Origin of the sequence: Bacillus sp. TH25 (assembly GCF_016650935.1) — a bacterium.
Classification (GTDB): domain Bacteria; phylum Bacillota; class Bacilli; order Bacillales; family Bacillaceae_G; genus Bacillus_A; species Bacillus_A mycoides.
In genome coordinates, this window is the sequence record NZ_JAEKEU010000039.1 from 967,113 (window position 1) to 988,662 (window position 21,550).

The window sequence follows — 21,550 nt, forward strand, 5'->3', positions numbered from 1 at the left end:
GTGATATGAAGTTTATTACTAGTTTTTATTCAAAAGGCTAGCATATTGATGATAGAAAAGAGCCTTGCTGCTAATAGTGAGGCTCTTTTCTTACGTATTGTACAACTTTTTTTATCCCGCTATTTGTGGGCAGTAAAACTTCCACCCCTTATATTCGGCTGGAGCAAAAAAGTTAAGTGGGAGATTAACTGCCCGTAAACGCCCACTGATTATAGTTTCACTTTATATAGAGGGATTAGAGTAGTTTCTCTTAGAATGCCTATGATAGAATATATAAGGTGAAAGAGAGCGATTACAGATGTCAATGATAATAATGGATAATCAATAGAATAAATCAAAGAAAATAATGTGACGGAGCGTGAGAATCTTGAATGAAGTTGTACAAGTTCCTGTTACGGATGTAAAGGGAATCGGAGGAGAAACATCTGAGTTGTTACACGAGATGGGAATTTATACAGTTTCTCATCTATTAGAACATTTTCCATACCGCTATGAAGACTATGCGATGAAAGATCTTGCTGAAGTAAAGCATGACGAGCGTGTAACGGTTGAGGGGAAAGTTCATAGTGCTCCTTTACTGCAATATTATGGGAAGAAGAAGTCACGTCTTACAGTTCGTGTTCTCGTCGGTCGTTATTTAATTACAGCTGTATGTTTTAATAGACCATACTATAAACAAAAGTTAAATTTAGATGAAACGGTAACGATTACTGGTAAATGGGATCAGCATCGCCAAACAATTGCTGTATCAGAACTGAATTTTGGACCGGTTGTACGACAACAAGAAGTAGAACCTGTATATTCAGTGAAAGGAAAACTGACAGTAAAACAGATGCGCCGGTTTGTTGCACAAGCATTTAAGGAGTATGGAGATTCTATAGTCGAAGTGTTACCAGATGGTTTGTTAAGTCGATATAAATTATTATCACGCTATGAAGCGCTCAGAGGGTTACATTTTCCAGTGGGACAGGAAGACTTAAAGCAAGCGCGTCGCCGTTTTGTATATGAGGAGTTTTTCTTGTTTCAGTTGAAAATGCAAACATTACGGAAGATGGAAAGGGAGAACTCGAAAGGGACGAAAAAGGAAATTTCATTAGTAGAATTGCAAGAGTTTACTGATGCGCTTCCGTTTCCATTAACTGGCGCACAACGCCGGGTTGTAGATGAAATAATGAAAGATATGATATCTCCGTACCGAATGAATCGATTATTGCAAGGGGATGTAGGTTCTGGGAAAACAGTTGTTGCTGCGATTGCTCTTTATGCGGCGAAATTGGCTCATTATCAAGGTGCTTTGATGGTTCCTACAGAAATTTTAGCCGAGCAACATTATCAGTCGCTCGCGGAGACGTTTTCACATTTCGGTATGAAGGTTGAATTGCTAACAAGTTCTGTTAAAGGTGCGAGACGTCGAGAAATTTTGTCGAGATTAGAACAGGGAGAAGTAGACATCCTTGTTGGAACGCACGCTTTAATTCAAGACGAAGTTATATTTCATAGGTTAGGTCTCGTTATTACCGATGAACAGCATCGATTTGGTGTGGCGCAGCGCCGGGTTTTACGTGAGAAAGGTGAAAGTCCAGATGTATTGTTTATGACGGCGACCCCAATCCCGCGTACGTTAGCTATCACTGCATTTGGAGAGATGGACGTTTCTATTATCGACGAAATGCCAGCTGGTAGAAAGGTAATCGAAACGTACTGGGCAAAACATGATATGTTAGATCGTGTCCTCGGCTTTGTGGAGAAAGAGATAAAAAAAGGAAGACAGGCATATGTTATTTGCCCTCTTATTGAAGAGTCTGAGAAGCTTGATGTACAAAATGCTATCGACTTACATAGTATGCTGACTCATCATTATCAAGGGAAATGCCAAGTTGGATTAATGCATGGGAGACTATCATCTCAAGAAAAAGAAGAGATAATGGGACAGTTTAGTGAAAATAAAGTGCAAATTCTTGTGTCGACAACAGTTGTTGAAGTAGGCGTGAATGTACCAAATGCGACTGTTATGGTTATTTATGATGCGGAACGTTTCGGTTTATCACAGCTCCATCAGCTGAGGGGGCGTGTTGGGCGTGGTAGTGAACAATCATATTGTTTATTAATTGCGGACCCGAAATCAGAAACGGGAAAAGAAAGAATGCGCATTATGACTGAAACAAATGATGGATTTGTATTGTCAGAAAAAGATTTAGAGTTACGAGGTCCTGGGGATTTCTTTGGAAGTAAGCAAAGTGGTCTACCAGAATTTAAGGTTGCTGATATGGTACATGATTATCGGGCGTTAGAAACAGCAAGACAAGATGCAGCGATACTAGTTGATTCAGAAGCGTTTTGGCATAATGATCAGTATGCTTCGCTGCGTACTTATCTTGATGGGACAGGTGTGTTCCAGGGAGAGAAGCTCGATTAAAAGTAGTCTGCAAAAGTTTTTGTTGCATTCTACTTTTAATGATTATATACTACTTTTAGTACCTAGTCATAAAAATGGATGGTGCGGTATGAAAAAAAGAAGAAGTAAAAAAGAAAGACAAGAATTATTACAACAAACAATAGAAACGAATCCTTTTATAACGGATGAAGATTTAGCGGAAAAATTTCAAGTGAGCATACAAACTGTTCGTCTTGATCGTATGGAATTATCTATTCCTGAATTAAGAGAACGAATTAAGCATGTGGCTACAAAACAACATGAAGAAGATGTGAAATCTTTACCGTTAGAAGAGGTTGTCGGAGAAATTATTGATATAGAATTAGATAGACATGCGATTTCTATCTTTGAAGTAAAGGTAGAACATGTATTTAAAAGAAATCAAATTGCTCGTGGGCATCATTTGTTTGCACAAGCAAACTCACTAGCTGTTGCGGTTATTGATGAAGAATTAGCTTTAACTGCAAAGTCCACCATTCGATATATTCGTCCTGTAAAATTAGGAGAGCGTGTTGTTGCAAAAGTACGTGTTGAAGATGTAGAGAATGATAAAGGACGGACGGTTGTCAAAGTGCGTAGTTTTGTTGGAGAAGAACTTGTCTTTACAGGCACTTTTGAAATGTATCGATCTAGTAATTATAGTGAGGAAGGTAACAACTTATGAAAATCGCAATAGATGCAATGGGCGGCGATCATGCACCAAAGGCTGTAGTATTAGGAGCAATGAAAGCTATTAAGGAATACTCAGATTTACATATTACGTTAGTAGGGAAAGAAGAGGGAATTCGTCAATATTTAACGAGTGAAGAGCGAATTACTATACTTCATACGGACGAAAAAATTGAATCGACAGACGAACCAGTAAGAGCGGTTCGTCGAAAAAAACAAGCTTCAATGGTACTAGCGGCGCAGCAAGTAAAAGACGGCGTAGCGGATGCTTGTATATCAGCAGGTAGTACAGGAGCTTTGATGGCAGCTGGATTGTTTGTTGTTGGTCGTATGGAAGGAATTGAACGACCAGCTTTATCACCTACAATGCCAACTGTTGATGGAGAAGGTTTTGTTATGTTAGATGTTGGAGCCAACGTTGATGCAAAACCAATTCATTTATATCAATATGCAGTAATGGGCTCTGTTTACGCAGAGAAGGTAAGAGGAATTAAAAATCCACGCGTTGGACTTTTAAACGTTGGAACAGAGGATGGTAAAGGAAACGAGCTTTCAAAACAAGTCTTTGCTATGCTCAAGGATGCACCAATTAATTTCGTTGGAAACGTTGAATCAAGAGATTTATTGCAAGGTGTAGCAGACGTTGTTGTATGTGATGGTTTTACGGGTAATGTAGCGCTAAAATCATTAGAAGGAACAGCACTTGCGTTATTCTCTATGTTAAAAGAACAATTAATGAGTTCGTTTACGAGCAAATTAGCAGCAGCGGTATTAAAACCAAAACTTATGGTATTGAAAGATAAAATGGATTATTCGGAGTATGGGGGAGCGGCGTTGTTTGGATTGAAAGCTCCTGTCATTAAGGCTCATGGTTCTTCTAATGACCAATCGATATTTAGTGCGATTCGTCAAACGAGAGAAATGGTAGCGAAAGAAGTAATTCCTACAATTTCAAGTGTAATGGAGAAGGAGCCGCTTCAATAAGAGGAGGATTTGAAATGGGAAAAATAGCATTTCTTTTTCCGGGCCAAGGTTCACAGGCAGTTGGAATGGGTAGACAGTTAGCGGGGAATAATAAAGAGGTTGCGAAAGTGTTTGCAAAAGCGGATGAGGTTTTGCATGATTCTCTTTCAGAAGTGATTTTTGAAGGACCGCAAGAAAAGTTAACATTAACAACAAATGCGCAGCCGGCACTATTAACAACGAGCTTTGCAATTTTAACAGCTTTGAAGGAGTATGATATTACACCTGATTTTGTCGCAGGACATAGTTTAGGTGAATATAGCGCTCTTGTAGCTGCTGGTGCATTAACATTCGAAGACGCTGTATATGCTGTAAGGAAACGCGGGGAATATATGGAAGAAGCTGTTCCAGGCGGGGAAGGTGCAATGGCAGCTATTTTAGGTGCGGATCCGGATATGCTGAAACGAGTTACAGAAGAAGTAACAAGTGAAGGATATGCAGTACAAATTGCTAATATGAATAGTACGAAGCAAATTGTTATTTCTGGAACAAAGCAAGGAGTAGAACTTGCTTCTCAAAGAGCGAAAGAAAATGGTGCTAAAAGAGCAATTCCGCTCAAAGTAAGTGGACCGTTTCATTCCTCGCTTATGAAACCAGCTGCTGAGAAATTCCAAAGTGTTTTAAATGAAATTACAATTCAAGACACGAATATTCCTGTTATTGCAAATGTTACGGCAGATGTTATTACGCGTGGTACAGATATTCAAGCAAAGCTAATTGAACAGCTCTATTCGCCTGTATTATGGTACCCATCTATTGAGTATATGGTGAATCAAGGGGTAGATACATTTATTGAAATCGGACCTGGAAAAGTACTTGCTGGTCTTATGAAGTCGATTGATTCTTCAGTGAAAGCATATGCGGTATATGATGAAGAGACATTAAAAGATACCATTTCAAATTTGAGAGGAGAAAGCTGATGTTAAAAGGGAAAGTAGCATTAGTAACTGGTGCTTCACGTGGGATTGGTCGTGCGATTGCTATTGATTTAGCGAAACAAGGGGCAAATGTTGTAGTAAATTATGCTGGTAATGAGCAAAAGGCGAATGAAGTAGTTGATGAAATAAAGAAATTAGGTTCAGATGCCATTGCAGTAAGAGCAGATGTTGCAAATGCTGATGATGTTACTGCAATGGTGAAACAAACTGTAGATACGTTTGGACAAGTTGATATTCTTGTAAATAACGCTGGTGTAACAAAAGATAATTTATTAATGCGTATGAAAGAAGAAGAATGGGATACAGTTATTAATACAAACTTAAAAGGTGTTTTCTTATGTACGAAAGCAGTATCGCGCTATATGATGCGTCAACGTCATGGACGTATTATTAATATCGCTTCTGTTGTTGGTGTAACAGGAAACCCAGGACAAGCAAATTATGTTGCTGCTAAAGCTGGTGTAATTGGATTAACAAAAACATCAGCAAAAGAATTAGCGAGCCGAAATATTACTGTAAATGCAATTGCTCCAGGGTTTATTGCGACTGATATGACGGATGTATTAGATGAAAATATAAAAGCCGAAATGTTAAAATTAATTCCTGCAGCTCAGTTTGGAGAAGCACAAGATATCGCAAATACTGTAACGTTTTTTGCTTCTGATCAAAGTAAATATGTTACAGGTCAAACGTTAAATGTTGATGGCGGTATGGTAATGTAATAAAAGAATCGATTTCACCTAGTTTTTTTGGACAATATTTTATATAATATTTGAGGGGAGGTGAATAGAATGGCAGATGTTTTAGAGCGTGTAACCAAAATTGTCGTTGATCGTTTAGGAGTAGAAGAAACTGAAGTAGTACCAGCTGCAAGCTTCAAAGAAGATTTAGGCGCAGACTCCCTAGATGTAGTAGAACTTGTAATGCAATTAGAAGATGAATTCGAAATGGAAATTTCTGATGAAGATGCTGAAAAGATTGCTACTGTTGGCGATGCTGTGACTTACATAGAGAGTCATCTATAATGCTTAAGTGAAGTCCCGTTTTTTAACGGGGCTTCTCGGCTTATATCTGGAGGGACCTATGCCGTACCGAAAACATAGAGAAAAAAAATACGAAGCAAAATATCGTGAAGCTTTTAAAGTATTTCAAGAAGAGATAGGTATTACGTTTACAGATGAAAAATTATTGATTCAAGCGTTTACGCATTCATCGTATGTGAATGAGCATCGAAAAAAACCGCATGAGGACAATGAGCGTCTTGAGTTTCTTGGCGATGCTGTATTGGAACTCACTGTATCACAGTATCTGTTTCAAAAATATCCGACAATGAGCGAAGGAGAGTTAACAAAACTACGTGCAGCTATTGTATGTGAGCCATCTCTTGTTCGTTTTGCAAACGAAATGTCATTTGGTAGCCTTGTTTTATTAGGGAAAGGTGAGGAAATGACGGGTGGACGTGAACGACCAGCTTTATTAGCGGATGTCTTTGAAGCGTTTATTGGTGCCCTTTATCTTGATCAAGGGCTAGAAACAGTTTGGGGATACTTAAAAGAAGTTGTATATCCAAAAATTAATGAAGGTGCTTTTTCTCATGTGATGGATTATAAGAGTCAATTACAAGAATTGATTCAGCGTGATGGTAGTGGCAATATTGAGTATCAAATTTTGCAAGAAAAAGGACCGGCCCACAACCGAGAATTTGTGTCCCGTGTAACTTTAAATAATGAGGCATTAGGTCTTGGAAGTGGTAAGTCAAAAAAAGAGGCAGAGCAACAAGCTGCTGCAGAAGCATTGAAAAAATTAAAAGAACAATCATGAGGAATCCCCCTTTGAATGAGGGGGATTCCTTATGCATAGAATGAAACTTTCCTTTTATTTATAAATAAAAGGAGTGGGAAATCCGTATAGTAGTTTGTTTTCGTACAGACAACGTTTACAACAACGGAGAATAGGAGGAAGGCCTTTCGTGTTTTTAAAAAGATTAGAAATAGCAGGATTTAAGTCTTTTGCTGAGCGTGTATCTGTCGATTTTGTTCCAGGTGTAACTTCTGTAGTAGGACCTAACGGGAGCGGGAAAAGTAATATTACTGATGCAATTCGCTGGGTACTTGGTGAACAATCTGCAAAGTCATTACGCGGTGCAAAGATGGAGGATATTATTTTTGCCGGCAGTGATACGAGAAGAGCGGTTAATGTTGCTGAAGTTACATTAACTTTAAATAATGAAGACCAACGCTTACCGATTGAGTATAACGAGGTGTGTGTAACGCGTCGTGTATCTCGTTCGGGCGATAGTGATTTTTATATTAATAAACAATCTTGTAGATTAAAAGATATTATTGATTTATTTATGGACTCTGGTATGGGAAGGGAAGCTTTTTCGATTATTAGCCAGGGGAAAGTCGAAGAGATTTTGAGTAGTAAATCAGAAGAACGTCGTGGTGTATTTGAAGAAGCTGCGGGAGTGCTGAAATACAAACTTCGTAAAAAGAAAGCTGAAGGGAAATTGGCGGAAACACAAGAAAACTTAAATCGTGTACAAGATATTATTCACGAATTAAGTAGTCAAGTAGAACCACTAGAAAGACAAGCTTCTATTGCGAAAGATTATCTTGAGAAAAAAGAAGAATTAGAGAAAGTAGAAGCTGCGCTTATTGTACATGAAATTGAAGAATTACATGAAAAGTGGGAAGCGCTTCGAAATCAATTTGGGCATAATAAAGATGAAGAAGCTAAAATGTCGGCGAACTTACAAAAAAGTGAAGAAGAGCTTGAGGAATTACGCGGGCAATTACAAGCCGTTGATGAATCTGTAAATTCCTTACAAGAAGTTCTACTTCTGTCTAGTAAAGAACTAGAAAAACTAGAAGGGCAACGCGAGCTGTTAAAGGAAAGAAAGCAAAATGCAACGACACATTGTGCGCAGCTTGAAAAGCTAATTGTTGAGTTAACAGAGAAAACTACAAGTTATGATGGCGAAATTGAAACAAGTACAGAAGCTTTAATGCAATTTGTGAATCAAGTAAAAGAATTGGAGAAGAAATTGCATGATAACGAGCAATTACTTGCGACTTTTGCTGAGAATTTAGAGGAACAAATTGAGAATTTAAAAGGTGACTATATTGAACTTTTAAATCAACAAGCGAGTCTTCGTAATGAATTATCTATGATTGAAGAACAATCAAAACAGCAAAACTCTAAAAACGAACGACTTGATGAAGAAAATGAAAAGTATGTACAGATGCGTGTGGAAATTACAGCGAAAAAGACGAAACTTGTAGACAGTTATGAGCAAGCGAGAGAGAAAATAGCTGGCATTATTTCTAACATACAGAAGACAGAAACGGCACTTGGGAAATGTAAGTCACAGTATAGTGAAAATGAAACGAAACTGTATCAAGCGTATCAATTTGTGCAGCAGGCGCGCTCTCGGAAAGAAATGTTAGAAGAGATGCAAGAGGACTACTCTGGCTTCTATCAAGGGGTACGTGAAGTATTAAAGGCTAGAGAAAATAGACTACAAGGTATTGAGGGAGCTGTTGCAGAACTTCTGACTGTGCCGAAAGAATATGAAATCGCAATGGAAATCGCCCTTGGGGCAGCGATGCAACATATCGTAGTACAAACAGAAGAGCATGCTCGTAATGCAATTGCATTTTTAAAGCAAAATAAACATGGCCGTGCAACGTTTTTACCTCAAGCTGTTATTAAAAGTCGATCGCTATCATTTGATCAATTACGCATTGTGAATCAGCATCCAGCGTTTGTCGGTGTAGCGGCAGAACTTGTGCAGTACAATAATAAATATGAGAATGTAGTTTCAAGTTTATTAGGTACAGTTGTTGTTGCGAAAGATTTACGCGGAGCAAATGAGTTAGCGAAACAACTGCAATACCGCTATCGTATTGTAACACTCGAAGGTGACGTAGTGAACCCGGGTGGTTCTATGACGGGTGGAGCTGTAAAACAGGCGAAATCCTCTTTATTGGGACGTCAACGTGAACTTGAAGAGTGGACTAAAAAACTAACTGACATGGAAGAAAAAACAACAAAGCTAGAAAACTTTGTTAAAGCAGTAAAGCAAGAGATTCAAGAAAAAGAAGTACAAATACGAGAGCTACGCCAAGGTGTAGAGACCGAACGTGTAGATGAACAGAAGCTAAGAGAAGAAATTAATCGTTTAGAATTAGATGAACATCGTATTAATGATCGTTTATCGATTTACGATTTAGAGATTGAAGGATTTTTACAAGATCAAGTAAAAATGCAAGGGCGCAAAGAAGAGTTAGAAAAGATTTTAGCGACTCTTCAAGCTGAGATTGGGGAATTAGATAGTAAAATCGTCATTTTAACGAAACAAAAAAGTGAACAATATTCTTCAAAAGAAAAAGTTCAGAAGGAAATGACGGAGCTAAAAGTACAAGCTGCTGAACAACAACAACGATTGTCTAATCAAAAAGAAAAAGTCGAACGATTGACGAAGGAAAAAGAAGAGACTGATGCGACGCTTGTAAAAACGAAAGAAGATTTAGCGTTCTTAAAGCAAGAGATGACATCTAATTCAAGTGGCGAAGAACAAATTACGAATATGATTGAGAAGAAAGCGTATGATCGTAATCAAACTTCGGAGTTAATTCGTTCTCGTCGTGAACAACGCGTATCATTGCAAGAAAGAGTCGAGCATTTAGAGCGCGGTGTGAAAGAAACGATAGGTAAACATAAATATATTCTTGAGATGCTGAAAGATCAAGAAGTGAAAATTAACCGACTTGATGTAGAGCTGGAAAATAGATTGCAACATTTACGTGAAACATATACTATTTCATTTGAAGCAGCAAAACTTAAGTATACAATGATGATGCCTGCAGAAGATGCACGTAAAAAGGTGAAACTAATTAAACTATCCATTGAAGAGTTAGGTGCAGTAAATTTAGGGGCAATTGATGAGTATGAACGTGTAGCAGAGCGCCATACATTCTTATTAGAGCAAAGAGATGACCTAGAAGAAGCGAAATCGACATTGCATCAACTTATTACGGAAATGGATGAAGAGATGAAAAAACGCTTTTCTACTACGTTCGAAGGGATTCGAACAGAGTTTCAATCTGTATTCTCTGAATTATTCGGAGGTGGAAGAGCGGATTTAGTAATGACAAACCCAGAAGATTTACTAAATACGGGTATTGATATTGTAGCGCAACCACCAGGGAAGAAACTACAAAATTTAGGTTTACTTTCAGGGGGAGAGCGTGCTTTAACGGCAATTGCGCTCTTATTTGGTATTTTAAAAGTACGCCCAGTTCCATTCTGTGTTCTAGATGAAGTGGAAGCAGCTCTTGATGAGGCAAACGTTGCTCGTTTTGCGCAGTATTTAAAGAAATTTAGTGATGAAACGCAGTTTATTGTAATTACACACCGAAAAGGTACAATGGAAGAGTCTGATGTATTGTACGGTGTAACAATGCAAGAATCAGGGGTGTCGAAGCTTGTTTCTGTTCGTTTAGATGATGGCGAAGAACTTGTTGCAAGTAGATAGGAAGGATGGGAAGTATGAGCTTTTTAAAAAAATTAAAAGAAAAAATTTCAAAACAAACGGATACGGTAACAGAGAAGTTTAAACAAGGATTAGAAAAAACGAGAAATTCATTTGCTGATAAAGTAAATGATTTAGTGTACCGTTACCGCAAAATAGACGAAGATTTCTTTGAAGAATTAGAAGAAATTTTAATTAGTGCGGATGTCGGAGTTTCGACAGTGATGGAATTAATTGATCAGTTGAAAGAAGAAGTGCAACGTCGTAACATTCAAGATCCGAAAGAAGTACAGGCTGTTATTTCTGAAAAGCTAGTGGGCATTTACAAAGGTGACAGCGATTTTAGTAATGAAGTTAATATACAAGAGGATCAATTAACAGTAGTTTTATTTGTTGGTGTGAATGGTGTGGGGAAAACGACGACGATTGGTAAGCTTGCACATAAATTTAAATCAGAAGGTAAGTCTGTCCTATTGGCGGCAGGAGATACATTCCGTGCTGGGGCGATTGAGCAATTAGAAGTATGGGGCGATCGTGTTGGTGTAGAAGTAATTAAGCAAGGGTCAGGATCTGATCCAGCGGCTGTTATGTATGATGCTGTACAAGCGGCAAAGGCCCGTAAAGTGGATGTATTGCTATGTGATACAGCGGGACGCTTACAAAATAAAGTAAACTTAATGAATGAGTTAGAGAAAGTGAAGCGTGTAATTGAGCGTGAAGTACCAGGGGCTCCTCATGAAGTATTACTTGTTATTGATGCAACAACAGGGCAAAATGGTTTAAGCCAAGCGAAAACATTCCGTGAAGCAACGAATGTTACTGGTATTGTTTTAACGAAGTTAGATGGAACTGCTAAAGGTGGTATCGTCTTAGCGATTCGTAACGAAATGGATGTTCCGGTGAAATTTGTTGGGCTAGGAGAGCAAATGGATGATCTGCAACAGTTTGATCCAGAACAATATGTTTATGGTTTGTTTGCGAACGTAGTAGAAACGGAAGAAGTGTAAGTGAAAGAAGCGGTATTTCCACTTCTTTTTTATAAAAATATGTGATGTTAAGAAAAAAACTTGACACTCTTTTATACTCCATGTAAACTAAGTCATGTAAAGGGAAATCACTTAACAAAGGATGATCCAACATGCTCGAGAAAACAACGAGAATGAACTATTTATTTGATTTTTATCAATCGTTGTTAACGCAAAAACAAAGAAGTTATATGTCGCTTTATTATCTAGATGATTTATCTCTTGGTGAAATTGCGGAAGAATTTGATGTAAGTCGCCAAGCCGTGTATGATAACATTAAACGGACTGAAGCGATGCTTGAAGAATATGAAGATAAATTAGTATTACTTCAAAAGTTTCAAGAGCGACAGCGACTTGTTGCAAAGCTAAAACAGCTACTCAGCGAAGAAGAGCATGTGAATGAAGAAATGAAACAAGTTGTTGAAGCTATCGAAAAATTAGATTAGGAGGGCGGCAATATGGCATTTGAAGGATTAGCCGACCGACTTCAACAGACAATGCAAAAAATCCGCGGCAAAGGAAAAGTTTCTGAAGCCGATGTAAAAGAAATGATGAGAGAAGTTCGTCTAGCTCTTTTAGAAGCGGATGTTAACTTTAAAGTAGTAAAAGATTTTATAAAGCGTGTGTCTGAGCGTGCTGTCGGACAAGATGTAATGAAAAGTTTGACACCTGGACAACAAGTAATTAAAATCGTACAGGAAGAACTTACAGAACTTATGGGCGGAGAGCAAAGCAAAATTGCTGTTGCTAATAAGCCACCTACTGTTATAATGATGGTTGGTCTGCAAGGTGCGGGTAAAACAACGACGACAGGTAAGCTTGCAAATTTGCTTCGTAAAAAGCATAATCGTAAACCGATGCTTGTTGCAGCGGATATTTACCGTCCAGCAGCGATTAAACAGCTTGAAACATTAGGGAAGCAATTGGACATGCCTGTTTTCTCCTTAGGAGATCAAGTAAGTCCGGTTGAAATTGCGAAACAAGCGATTGCGAAAGCAAAAGAAGATCATCACGATTACGTTTTAATCGATACAGCGGGTCGCCTGCATATTGATGAAGAACTAATGGGTGAATTAGCGAAAGTCAAAGAAGTTGCGAAACCGGATGAAATTTTCCTTGTTGTCGATGCGATGACAGGACAAGACGCGGTAAATGTAGCACAAAGTTTCCATGAACAGTTAGGATTAACAGGTGTTGTATTAACGAAATTAGATGGTGATACGCGCGGTGGTGCGGCATTATCTATTAAGGCTGTAACAAATACACCAATTAAATTTGCTGGTATGGGTGAAAAACTAGATGCAATTGAAGCGTTCCATCCAGAACGTATGGCATCCCGTATTTTAGGGATGGGCGACGTCTTAACATTAATTGAAAAAGCGCAAGCTACAGTTGATGAAGAGAAAGCAAAAGAACTTGAGCAAAAAATGCGTACGCTTTCGTTTACGCTTGACGATTTCCTAGAACAACTTGGACAAGTGCGTCAACTTGGACCGCTTGACGAATTGTTAGGAATGCTTCCTGGTGCAAATAAAATTAAAGGGCTGAAAAATGCACAAGTTGATGAAAAACAAATTGGGCATATTGAGGCAATTATTCGTTCTATGACTAAAGTAGAACGAGAACAACCGGAAATAATCAATGCTAGTCGTAAAAAGCGCATTGCCAAAGGTAGCGGTACAACGGTACAAGAAATCAATCGTCTAATCAAGCAATTTGATGATATGAAAAAAATGATGAAGACGATGACGGGAATGCAAAAAGGTAAGAAAAAAGGACTAGGTGGATTGAAGTTTCCATTCATGTAAGGAAAAAAGATGGCTCTGTTAAGAAAAAATACTTTACAAAGCAATAGTCTTTTTGCTAATATAATTATCTGTGTGAAATAAATTCGGAGGTGCTTTATAAATGGCAGTTAAAATTCGTTTAAAACGTATGGGAGCTAAAAAAACTCCTTTCTATCGTGTAGTTGTTGCAGATTCTCGTTCTCCTCGTGACGGACGTTTCATTGAGGAAATCGGTACTTACAATCCGGTTGCTCAACCAGCGGAAGTTAAGATCAACGAAGAAGCAGCATTAAAATGGTTAGGAAATGGTGCTAAACCATCTGATACAGTTCGTAACCTTTTCTCTAACCAAGGTATCATGGAGAAATTCCACTTATCTAAACAAGGTAAGTAATTGAGGCAATGACAATGAAAATGTTAGTCGAGACAATTGTTAAACCTCTTGTGGATCATCCTGGAGATGTAAAAGTTACACAGGAACTTTGCAACGGAGAAATAAAGTATCGATTAACTGTACATCCTGAGGATGTTGGAAAAGTCATTGGAAAGCAAGGGAAAGTTGCGAAAGCGATTAGAATGCTCTTGTATTCAGTGGGACATCATAATGATGAGAACGTCACACTGGAAATTCAATAAACGTAAAAAGGGCGAGGAGTTATTTCCTCTCCCTTTTTTAACATTTAAAGAGAAATTGCATGTTCCATATATAAAATGGAAATGCTTAATTTATATAGAAACCAGGGGTGACATACTATTTATGACAAAATGGTTTAATGTAGGGAAAATTGTAAATACTCATGGCGTAAAAGGAGAAATTCGTGTTATTTCTCGTACTGATTTTCCAGAAGAGCGATATAAAGTAGGGAACACGTTATACATATGGGATGAGAAAGGTACAGACTATCTTACAGTGAAGGTAACTTCTCATCGTCAACATAAGACATTTGATTTATTAACACTTGAAGGATACAACAATGTAGATGAAGTAGAGAAGTTAAAAGGTTCTTTAATAAAAGTACCAGAAGAGCAGTTAGGCGAACTAGCTGAAGGTGAATACTACTACCATGAAATTATTGGTTGCAACGTTGTAACGGAAGAAGGAGAAGCGTTAGGGACAATCAAAGAGATTTTATCTCCTGGTGCGAATGACGTTTGGGTGATTAAACGTCCAAAGGGTCAAGATTTGTTAATTCCTTATATTGATGACGTTGTACTTCAAGTTAACATTGAAAATAAATTAGTAACCATTCATGTAATGGAAGGGCTACTATAATGAAAATTGACATTTTAACATTGTTTCCAGATATGTTTACGGGTGTATTTGGGTCTTCAATTTTAAAGAAAGCACAAGAAAAAGAAGCGGTAGAGCTTCGAGTTGTCAATTTTCGTGAGTATACAACTAGTAAGCATAATAGTGTAGATGATTATCCGTATGGTGGGGGCGCTGGTATGGTATTAACCCCACAGCCTATCTTTGACGCAGTAGAAGAGTTAACGAAGGAAACAGACCGTAAGCCGAGAGTCGTCTTAATGTGTCCACAAGGAGAGCGTTTCACGCAGAAGAAGGCAGAAGAGCTTGCTGGAGAAGAGCATGTTATTTTTGTATGTGGCCATTATGAAGGATACGATGAACGAATTCGTGAGCATCTTGTAACAGATGAGATTTCTATTGGGGATTACGTATTAACGGGTGGAGAATTGGCTTCTATGGTAGTCACTGACAGTGTTGTACGTCTTTTGCCAGGAGTACTTGGGAATCAAACGTCACAAGTGGAAGACTCTTTTAGCACAGGTTTGTTAGAGCACCCACATTATACACGTCCTGCTGATTTTCGTGGTATGAAGGTACCGGATGTACTAATGTCAGGAAATCATAAAAACATTGATGAATGGCGCCATAAAGAGTCACTACGTCGTACGTACACACGTAGACCGGATTTACTGGAAGAACGAGAATTATCTAAGCAAGAAGAGAAATGGCTGGAACAGATTAAAGAAGACCGATAAGGGCTTGATATATTTTCTATTGCAACAGTCCTAGCAATATGCTATTATAACATTTGTGCTACTGAAATCAGTAGCCGTATTAACGATGTTCCGCTGTAATTTAATAAGACTTTATAAGAGCATCTGTTTAAAGGAGAGAATTTAATATGCAACAATTAATCACAGAAATCACAAAAGGCCAATTGAAAACTGACCTTCCTTCATTCCGTCCTGGAGACACTTTACGTGTACACGTAAAAGTAGTTGAGGGAACTCGTGAAAGAATTCAGCTTTTCGAAGGTGTTGTAATTAAACGTCGTGGTGGCGGAATCAGTGAAACATTCACAGTTCGTAAGATTTCTTACGGTGTAGGTGTTGAGCGTACATTCCCAGTTCACACGCCAAGAATCGCGAACATCGAAGTACTTCGCCGTGGTAAAGTACGTCGTGCTAAGTTATACTACTTACGTAACCTTCGCGGTAAAAAAGCACGTATTAAAGAAATTCGATAAGACATGTATGGGAGCTTGTAAATACACAAGCTCCCTTTTTCCAATCTATATGAAATTTTGGTATAATACGAGCAGCTTACATAACTGTGGAGGGGAAAGCATGAAGAAAGAGAAGAGCTCACTTTGGGAATGGATCAAAGCAATTTTGATTGCTGTTGTATTAGCGGGCGTAATTAGACAGTTTTTCTTTGCCCCAATTCTCGTAGATGGTGTATCGATGTCGCCGACTTTACATGACCGTGATCGAATGATTGTTAATAAAATTGGCTATCACATAGGTGATCCGAAACGCTTTGATATTATTGTATTCCGAGCGACTGAAGAAAAAGATTACATTAAGCGTATTATTGGCCTGCCGGGCGACGAAATCGAATACCGTAATGATAAACTATATGTTAACGGGAAACCTTATGAGGAGCCGTATTTAGATAAGCAGAAAAAACAACTTGCTGACGGACCGCTTACATATGATTTTACTCTTGAAGAAATGACAGGAAAGAAAACTGTTCCAGAAGGTCAATTATTTGTTTTAGGCGATAATCGTCGTTTTAGTAAAGATAGCCGTTCGATTGGTACAATTTCAATGGACCAAGTGATTGGTAAAGCAAATATGCTATATTGGCCGTTAAAAGATGCACGTATTGTGAAATAAAAGAAAAAGAAGGTGGCAACATGGTAATCCAATGGTTCCCGGGACATATGGCAAAGGCTAGACGCCAAGTAACAGAAAAATTAAAGTTAATTGATGTTGTAATTGAGCTTGTAGATGCTCGATTACCTTTATCTTCTCGTAATCCAATGATTGATGAAATTATTACGCATAAACCAAGGCTTGTTGTTTTAAATAAAGCGGATATGGCGGATGATCGTCTTACAAAGCAGTGGATTGCATATTTTGATGAAAGAGGTCAAAAAGCAATTTCAATTAATGCACAAGCTGGACAAGGTATGAAAGAAATTGCAGCAGCTTGTAAAGTGCTTGTCAAAGAAAAATTCGATAAAATGGTTGCTAAAGGCATTAGACCAAGAGCAATTCGTGCTTTAATTGTAGGTATTCCAAACGTTGGTAAATCTACACTGATTAATAAATTAGCGAAGAAAAATATAGCAAAAACAGGAGATCGTCCTGGTGTGACAACGGCCCAGCAGTGGATTAAAGTTGGGAAAGAAATGGAATTATTAGATACACCAGGTATTTTGTGGCCTAAATTTGAAGATGAATTAGTTGGTCTTCGTTTAGCGACGACTGGTGCAATTAAAGATTCTATATTAAATCTACAGGATGTAGCTATTTATGCACTACGTTTTATGGAAAAACATTATCCAGAACGTTTAAAAGAGCGATATAAGTTAAATGACATTCCAGAAGAAATTGTGGAGTTATTTGATGCAATTGGAAAAAATAGAGGTTGCTTAATGGGCGGCGGAATGATTGATTATGATAAAACATCTGAGCTTATACTTCGTGAGCTTCGTGGTGGAAGATTTGGGAAAATGACATTTGAAACACCAGAAGAGTTTGCGGAGCAGGTGGAAGATGTAGAAAAAGTAGAAGAAGTATAAGACGTGCGTTTGTACGTCTTTTCTTTTTGGTTACGTTTAAAAGGAGTGTAAATGAATGCAAAAAATGACTATTCAAGAAGCGGGATGTTTGCTGCAAGAAATTATGAGTGAAGAAGACGAGCGTTTTCAAATGTTAGTGAAAGATGAGAGAAAAGGTGTTCAAAAACTAATTTTGAAGTGGTATAAACAAAAAGAGTTAGCGCAAAAAGAAAGAGGAAAATTTCTAGAAATGTCAAAGTACGAAAATGAGTTACGTGAAAAAGGGCTCACGTACATTGCTGGCATTGATGAAGTGGGCCGTGGGCCGTTAGCAGGACCTGTTGTGACGGCGGCTGTCGTCCTTCCAGAAGATTTTTATATTCCAGGATTAAATGACTCGAAAAAATTAAGTGAAGCGAAACGTGAGCGTTTTTATGATGAAATTAAAGAGCATGCAATTGCGATTGGAGTGGGAATTGTATCACCACAAGTTATTGATGAAATAAATATTTATCAAGCGACGAAGCAAGCGATGTTAGATGCCGTTGCTAATTTATCATGTACACCAGAATATTTATTAATCGATGCGATGAAGCTTCCTACATCAATTCCGCAAACATCAATCATTAAAGGTGATGCGAAAAGTGTCTCTATTTCAGCTGCATCTATTATTGCGAAAGTGACGAGAGATCGCATGATGAAAGAGTTAGGAGGAAAGTATCCTGCATATGGATTTGAACAACATATGGGATATGGGACGAAACAGCATTTAGAAGCGATTGAAGTACATGGAGTATTAGAGGAACATCGAAAATCATTTGCGCCAATTAAAGATATGATTCAAAAATAAGCTGTATATTCACAGCTTATTTTTTATTTTGGTATATAAACATTATTATTTTCGAAAAAGAATAAAGCGATTTCAGTTTTCTGACACTTTATTGTAGACAGCGTGCCAATCATCTTATACAATGGCAATGTAATGTTTTTTAAACATTAAAAAACTTTTCGAGTAAAACAGGAAAACAGGGGAGGATGGGACCATGAATATCCATGAGTACCAAGGTAAGGCAGTCCTTAGAAGCTATGGGGTTAGCGTTCCGAACGGGAAGGTTGCATTTACAGTAGAAGAAGCTGTAGAAGCAGCGAAAGAATTAGGAACGGAAGTATGTGTAGTTAAAGCGCAAATTCACGCTGGTGGACGCGGCAAAGCTGGCGGTGTAAAAGTTGCGAAAAATTTAGAAGAAGTTCGTACATATGCAGAAAGCATTTTAGGAACTACACTTGTGACGCATCAAACAGGTCCTGAAGGTAAGGAAGTAAAACGCTTACTTATCGAAGAAGGTTGCGATATTAAAAAAGAATATTATGTAGGTCTTGTATTAGATCGTGCAACTTCTCAAGTTGTTTTAATGGCATCTGAAGAAGGTGGAACAGAAATTGAAGAAGTAGCAGAAAAAACGCCTGAAAAAATCTTTAAAGAATATATTGATCCAGCAGTAGGTTTACAAGGTTTCCAAGCGCGTAGAATCGCGTTTAATATCAATATTCCAAAAGAACTTGTAGGACAAGCTGTGAAGTTTATGATGGGCTTATACAGTGCGTTTATCGAAAAAGATTGCTCTATCGCTGAGATTAATCCGCTTGTTACAACAGGTGACGGTAAAGTTATGGCGTTAGATGCAAAATTAAACTTTGATTCTAATGCGTTATATCGCAATAAAGACATTTTAGAACTTCGTGATCTTGAAGAAGAAGATTCAAAAGAAATTGAAGCTTCTAAATATGACTTAAACTACATTCCTTTAGATGGAAATATCGGTTGTATGGTTAATGGTGCAGGTTTAGCAATGGCTACAATGGATATCATTAAACATTACCATGGTGACCCGGCTAACTTCTTAGATGTTGGTGGCGGCGCAACAGCTGAAAAAGTTACAGAAGCATTCAAAATTATCCTTTCTGACAAAAATGTAAAAGGTATCTTCGTTAACATTTTTGGTGGCATTATGAAGTGTGATGTTATCGCAGAAGGTGTTATTGAAGCAACGAAGCAGGTAGGTCTTGAGTTGCCTTTAGTTGTACGTCTTGAAGGTACAAACGTAGAGTTAGGAAAGAAAATTTTAAATGAGTCTGGTTTAAATATTGTTGCAGCAGAATCTATGGCAGACGGTGCACAAAAAATTGTTTCACTAGTGGGCTAATAGAAAGCGGGGGAGAAAAATGAGCGTATTAGTTAATAAAGATACAAAAGTTATTGTTCAAGGTATTACAGGTTCTCAAGGGTTATTCCATACAAAGCAAATGATTGAATACGGTACGAAAATTGTAGGTGGTGTAACACCAGGTAAAGGTGGCACTGATATTGAAGGTGTACCAGTATTTGATACAGTAGAAGATGCTGTGAAAGCAACAGGCGCAAACGCTTCAGTTGTATACGTTCCACCCGCTTTTGCGGCTGATGCAATTATGGAAGCTGTTGATGCAAAGATTGATTTAGTAGTATGTATTACTGAAGGAATCCCTGTATTAGATATGGTAAACGTAAAGAGATATATGGCGGGTAAACATACACGTTTACTTGGACCAAACTGCCCTGGTGTCATTACACCTGACGAATGTAAAATTGGTATTATGCCAGGATATATTCACAAAAAAGGTCATGTTGGTATCGTATCTCGCTCTGGTACATTAACGTATGAAGCTGTACATCAGTTAACGCAAGAAGGTATTGGCCAATCTACTGCTGTAGGTATCGGGGGAGACCCTGTTAACGGTACGGACTTTATTGATGCGTTAAAAGCATTTAATGAAGATGAAGAAACGCATGCTGTAATTATGATTGGTGAAATCGGCGGTACGGCAGAAGAAGAAGCAGCAGAATGGGTACAAGCTAATATGACAAAACCAGTTGTTGGCTTCATTGGTGGTCAAACAGCGCCTGAAGGCAAACGTATGGGTCATGCTGGGGCGATCATTTCTGGCGGCAAAGGAACTGCTGCTGAAAAGATTAAAACAATGGAAGCTTGTGGTATTAAAGTAGCGGAAACACCAGCTGTTATGGGTGAAACATTAATCTCTGTTTTAAAAGAAAAGGGATTATTTGAGACTTGTAAAAACTACTAATCTTTTTGAAAGGCACCTTCTTATTAGAGGGTGTCTTTTTACACATTTTTTGTTTACATAATAAAAATTATGGGTAAGGAGAATTGGGATGAAAAGAGAACGTTTATTGCACCTTCATTACATGTTGGCGGATCATTGGAAGGCGATGGAGAGACTACTATATGTTGATCCAGAACTGAAGGAAATATACACTTTTAGTCCGAAACAATTTGAATATCACGCTGGAATATCCTCGAAAAAATCTTTAGAACTAGTAAATTTTCTTCAAATTTCAAATCTCCAACAATATGTATCCCAGTTAGAAAAAAAGAGAATATTTTATATAACAATATGGGATAAGGACTATCCACAATTACTGCGAGAAATACAAGATCCCCCTTTTGTTTTATACGGAAAAGGAGAAAGAGATTTTCTAAATAAAGTAAATAAATTAGCGATTGTTGGAACGAGAGAACCGTCTTTATATGGAAAGGAGAGTATGAAGTTTATTTTACAACCTTTACTTGAAAAAGAATGGCTTATTGTTAGTGGGTTTGCAAGAGGGATAGATACAATTGCTCATGAAGTTACAGTAAGGCAGCATTGCCCGACTATTGCAATATTAGGACACGGATTATCTTATATGTATCCAAAGGAGAATAGAGGTTTATATGACACGTGGAAAGATTATATATTGTTATTGACAGAGTATCCACCGCATTATGTGCCGAAAAAATGGTATTTCCCAAAAAGAAATCGAATTATTAGCGGTATAAGTAAAGGTGTTTTAGTTGTAGAAGCAAAAACGAGAAGTGGATCCCTTATTACTGCAGACCTTGCGTTAGAACAAAATAGAGAGGTGTTTGCACTTCCTGGACCTATATTTATAGAGAGTGTAGCGGGAACGAATCATCTAATTCAACAAGGCGCAAAGCTAGTAAGAAATGCGGAGGATATCCTTGAAGAAATTTTAAATTAACCATATATTTTCAT

Annotated in this window: 22 protein-coding genes; all 22 read left to right on the plus strand. The window is 37.9% G+C overall.

The genetic code is table 11. From position 1 onward, the window contains the following. Window positions 1-367 precede the first annotated feature (367 nt). The 22 genes from recG to dprA all read left to right on the plus strand — a co-directional run bounded on the left by recG (window position 368) and on the right by dprA (window position 21,536). Complete coding sequence (recG, locus tag JFT89_RS28990; protein WP_002014510.1) at window positions 368-2,416, plus strand: ATP-dependent DNA helicase RecG; 2,049 nt, start codon at window positions 368-370, stop codon at window positions 2,414-2,416. Between the two features lie 88 nt (window positions 2,417-2,504). Continuing rightward, a complete protein-coding gene (fapR, locus tag JFT89_RS28995; protein ID WP_000747354.1) occupies window positions 2,505-3,098 on the plus strand; it encodes a transcription factor FapR in 594 nt (197 codons plus the stop codon). Beyond that, window positions 3,095-4,087 (plus strand): phosphate acyltransferase PlsX, encoded by a 993-nt coding sequence (gene plsX / locus JFT89_RS29000; RefSeq protein WP_002128828.1) that lies wholly within the window; start codon window positions 3,095-3,097, stop codon window positions 4,085-4,087. The genes fapR and plsX overlap by 4 nt, the downstream gene beginning before the upstream one ends. Before the next feature lie 14 nt (window positions 4,088-4,101). Further along, a complete protein-coding gene (fabD, locus tag JFT89_RS29005) occupies window positions 4,102-5,046 on the plus strand; it encodes an ACP S-malonyltransferase (protein WP_002066787.1) in 945 nt (314 codons plus the stop codon). Then, window positions 5,046-5,786: a 3-oxoacyl-[acyl-carrier-protein] reductase gene (fabG, locus tag JFT89_RS29010; protein WP_002014514.1), complete on the plus strand. Its 741-nt coding sequence runs from the start codon at window positions 5,046-5,048 to the stop codon at window positions 5,784-5,786. Before fabD ends, fabG begins: the two co-directional genes overlap by 1 nt. Before the next feature lie 69 nt (window positions 5,787-5,855). After that, window positions 5,856-6,089 carry an acyl carrier protein gene (gene acpP, locus JFT89_RS29015; RefSeq protein ID WP_002014515.1) on the plus strand — a complete coding sequence of 78 codons (234 nt, stop codon included), beginning with the start codon at window positions 5,856-5,858 and terminating at the stop codon, window positions 6,087-6,089. Between the two features lie 58 nt (window positions 6,090-6,147). Continuing rightward, the gene (gene rncS / locus JFT89_RS29020; RefSeq protein ID WP_002066788.1) at window positions 6,148-6,885 is read left to right on the plus strand and encodes a ribonuclease III; all 738 of its coding nucleotides are present in this window, start codon (window positions 6,148-6,150) and stop codon (window positions 6,883-6,885) included. A gap of 148 nt (window positions 6,886-7,033) precedes the next feature. Further along, entirely contained in the window at window positions 7,034-10,603 is a 3,570-nt protein-coding gene (gene smc, locus JFT89_RS29025; RefSeq protein ID WP_201040948.1) for a chromosome segregation protein SMC, read from the plus strand. A gap of 14 nt (window positions 10,604-10,617) precedes the next feature. Then, complete coding sequence (gene ftsY, locus JFT89_RS29030; protein WP_002088200.1) at window positions 10,618-11,607, plus strand: signal recognition particle-docking protein FtsY; 990 nt, start codon at window positions 10,618-10,620, stop codon at window positions 11,605-11,607. 131 nt (window positions 11,608-11,738) lie between these two features. Beyond that, window positions 11,739-12,071, plus strand: coding sequence for a putative DNA-binding protein (locus JFT89_RS29035; protein WP_002033794.1), 333 nt, complete (start codon window positions 11,739-11,741; stop codon window positions 12,069-12,071). 12 nt (window positions 12,072-12,083) lie between these two features. Then, window positions 12,084-13,433: a signal recognition particle protein gene (ffh, locus tag JFT89_RS29040; protein WP_002014519.1), complete on the plus strand. Its 1,350-nt coding sequence runs from the start codon at window positions 12,084-12,086 to the stop codon at window positions 13,431-13,433. 100 nt (window positions 13,434-13,533) lie between these two features. Continuing rightward, window positions 13,534-13,806, plus strand: a complete 273-nt coding sequence (gene rpsP / locus JFT89_RS29045) for a 30S ribosomal protein S16 (protein WP_000268750.1) — start codon at window positions 13,534-13,536, stop codon at window positions 13,804-13,806. Window positions 13,807-13,820: 14 nt separating this feature from the next. Beyond that, complete coding sequence (locus JFT89_RS29050; protein ID WP_002088196.1) at window positions 13,821-14,048, plus strand: KH domain-containing protein; 228 nt, start codon at window positions 13,821-13,823, stop codon at window positions 14,046-14,048. A gap of 121 nt (window positions 14,049-14,169) precedes the next feature. Further along, on the plus strand, window positions 14,170-14,685 hold the full coding sequence (rimM, locus tag JFT89_RS29055; RefSeq protein ID WP_002014521.1) for a ribosome maturation factor RimM: 516 nt from the start codon (window positions 14,170-14,172) through the stop codon (window positions 14,683-14,685). Continuing rightward, on the plus strand, window positions 14,685-15,419 hold the full coding sequence (gene trmD / locus JFT89_RS29060) for a tRNA (guanosine(37)-N1)-methyltransferase TrmD (protein WP_002137937.1): 735 nt from the start codon (window positions 14,685-14,687) through the stop codon (window positions 15,417-15,419). The genes rimM and trmD overlap by 1 nt, the downstream gene beginning before the upstream one ends. A gap of 146 nt (window positions 15,420-15,565) precedes the next feature. Next, on the plus strand, window positions 15,566-15,910 hold the full coding sequence (gene rplS, locus JFT89_RS29065; RefSeq protein WP_002014524.1) for a 50S ribosomal protein L19: 345 nt from the start codon (window positions 15,566-15,568) through the stop codon (window positions 15,908-15,910). 100 nt (window positions 15,911-16,010) lie between these two features. After that, a complete protein-coding gene (gene lepB, locus JFT89_RS29070; RefSeq protein WP_002066791.1) occupies window positions 16,011-16,562 on the plus strand; it encodes a signal peptidase I in 552 nt (183 codons plus the stop codon). A gap of 20 nt (window positions 16,563-16,582) precedes the next feature. Further along, window positions 16,583-17,473, plus strand: coding sequence for a ribosome biogenesis GTPase YlqF (gene ylqF, locus JFT89_RS29075; protein WP_002066792.1), 891 nt, complete (start codon window positions 16,583-16,585; stop codon window positions 17,471-17,473). Window positions 17,474-17,528: 55 nt separating this feature from the next. Beyond that, the gene (locus JFT89_RS29080) at window positions 17,529-18,302 is read left to right on the plus strand and encodes a ribonuclease HII (RefSeq protein WP_002066793.1); all 774 of its coding nucleotides are present in this window, start codon (window positions 17,529-17,531) and stop codon (window positions 18,300-18,302) included. Between the two features lie 193 nt (window positions 18,303-18,495). Next, window positions 18,496-19,656, plus strand: coding sequence for an ADP-forming succinate--CoA ligase subunit beta (sucC, locus tag JFT89_RS29085; RefSeq protein ID WP_002014529.1), 1,161 nt, complete (start codon window positions 18,496-18,498; stop codon window positions 19,654-19,656). A gap of 19 nt (window positions 19,657-19,675) precedes the next feature. Then, window positions 19,676-20,578 (plus strand): succinate--CoA ligase subunit alpha, encoded by a 903-nt coding sequence (sucD, locus tag JFT89_RS29090; RefSeq protein ID WP_000115186.1) that lies wholly within the window; start codon window positions 19,676-19,678, stop codon window positions 20,576-20,578. Window positions 20,579-20,666: 88 nt separating this feature from the next. Further along, the gene (dprA, locus tag JFT89_RS29095) at window positions 20,667-21,536 is read left to right on the plus strand and encodes a DNA-processing protein DprA (protein ID WP_033707111.1); all 870 of its coding nucleotides are present in this window, start codon (window positions 20,667-20,669) and stop codon (window positions 21,534-21,536) included. Window positions 21,537-21,550: the final 14 nt, after the last annotated feature.

Excerpts from the sequence above, each read along its gene's own strand:
- fapR (WP_000747354.1), top strand. The coding sequence starts at position 2,505 with ATGAAAAAAAGAAGAAGTAAAAAAGAAAGACAAGAATTATTACAACAA.
- plsX (WP_002128828.1), top strand. The coding sequence starts at position 3,095 with ATGAAAATCGCAATAGATGCAATGGGCGGCGATCATGCACCAAAGGCT.
- fabD (WP_002066787.1), top strand. The coding sequence starts at position 4,102 with ATGGGAAAAATAGCATTTCTTTTTCCGGGCCAAGGTTCACAGGCAGTT.
- fabG (WP_002014514.1), top strand. The coding sequence starts at position 5,046 with ATGTTAAAAGGGAAAGTAGCATTAGTAACTGGTGCTTCACGTGGGATT.
- acpP (WP_002014515.1), top strand. The coding sequence starts at position 5,856 with ATGGCAGATGTTTTAGAGCGTGTAACCAAAATTGTCGTTGATCGTTTA.
- rncS (WP_002066788.1), top strand. The coding sequence starts at position 6,148 with ATGCCGTACCGAAAACATAGAGAAAAAAAATACGAAGCAAAATATCGT.
- ftsY (WP_002088200.1), top strand. The coding sequence starts at position 10,618 with ATGAGCTTTTTAAAAAAATTAAAAGAAAAAATTTCAAAACAAACGGAT.
- JFT89_RS29035 (WP_002033794.1), top strand. The coding sequence starts at position 11,739 with ATGCTCGAGAAAACAACGAGAATGAACTATTTATTTGATTTTTATCAA.
- ffh (WP_002014519.1), top strand. The coding sequence starts at position 12,084 with ATGGCATTTGAAGGATTAGCCGACCGACTTCAACAGACAATGCAAAAA.
- rpsP (WP_000268750.1), top strand. The coding sequence starts at position 13,534 with ATGGCAGTTAAAATTCGTTTAAAACGTATGGGAGCTAAAAAAACTCCT.
- JFT89_RS29050 (WP_002088196.1), top strand. The coding sequence starts at position 13,821 with ATGAAAATGTTAGTCGAGACAATTGTTAAACCTCTTGTGGATCATCCT.
- rimM (WP_002014521.1), top strand. The coding sequence starts at position 14,170 with ATGACAAAATGGTTTAATGTAGGGAAAATTGTAAATACTCATGGCGTA.
- trmD (WP_002137937.1), top strand. The coding sequence starts at position 14,685 with ATGAAAATTGACATTTTAACATTGTTTCCAGATATGTTTACGGGTGTA.
- rplS (WP_002014524.1), top strand. The coding sequence starts at position 15,566 with ATGCAACAATTAATCACAGAAATCACAAAAGGCCAATTGAAAACTGAC.
- lepB (WP_002066791.1), top strand. The coding sequence starts at position 16,011 with ATGAAGAAAGAGAAGAGCTCACTTTGGGAATGGATCAAAGCAATTTTG.
- ylqF (WP_002066792.1), top strand. The coding sequence starts at position 16,583 with ATGGTAATCCAATGGTTCCCGGGACATATGGCAAAGGCTAGACGCCAA.
- JFT89_RS29080 (WP_002066793.1), top strand. The coding sequence starts at position 17,529 with ATGCAAAAAATGACTATTCAAGAAGCGGGATGTTTGCTGCAAGAAATT.
- sucC (WP_002014529.1), top strand. The coding sequence starts at position 18,496 with ATGAATATCCATGAGTACCAAGGTAAGGCAGTCCTTAGAAGCTATGGG.
- sucD (WP_000115186.1), top strand. The coding sequence starts at position 19,676 with ATGAGCGTATTAGTTAATAAAGATACAAAAGTTATTGTTCAAGGTATT.
- dprA (WP_033707111.1), top strand. The coding sequence starts at position 20,667 with ATGAAAAGAGAACGTTTATTGCACCTTCATTACATGTTGGCGGATCAT.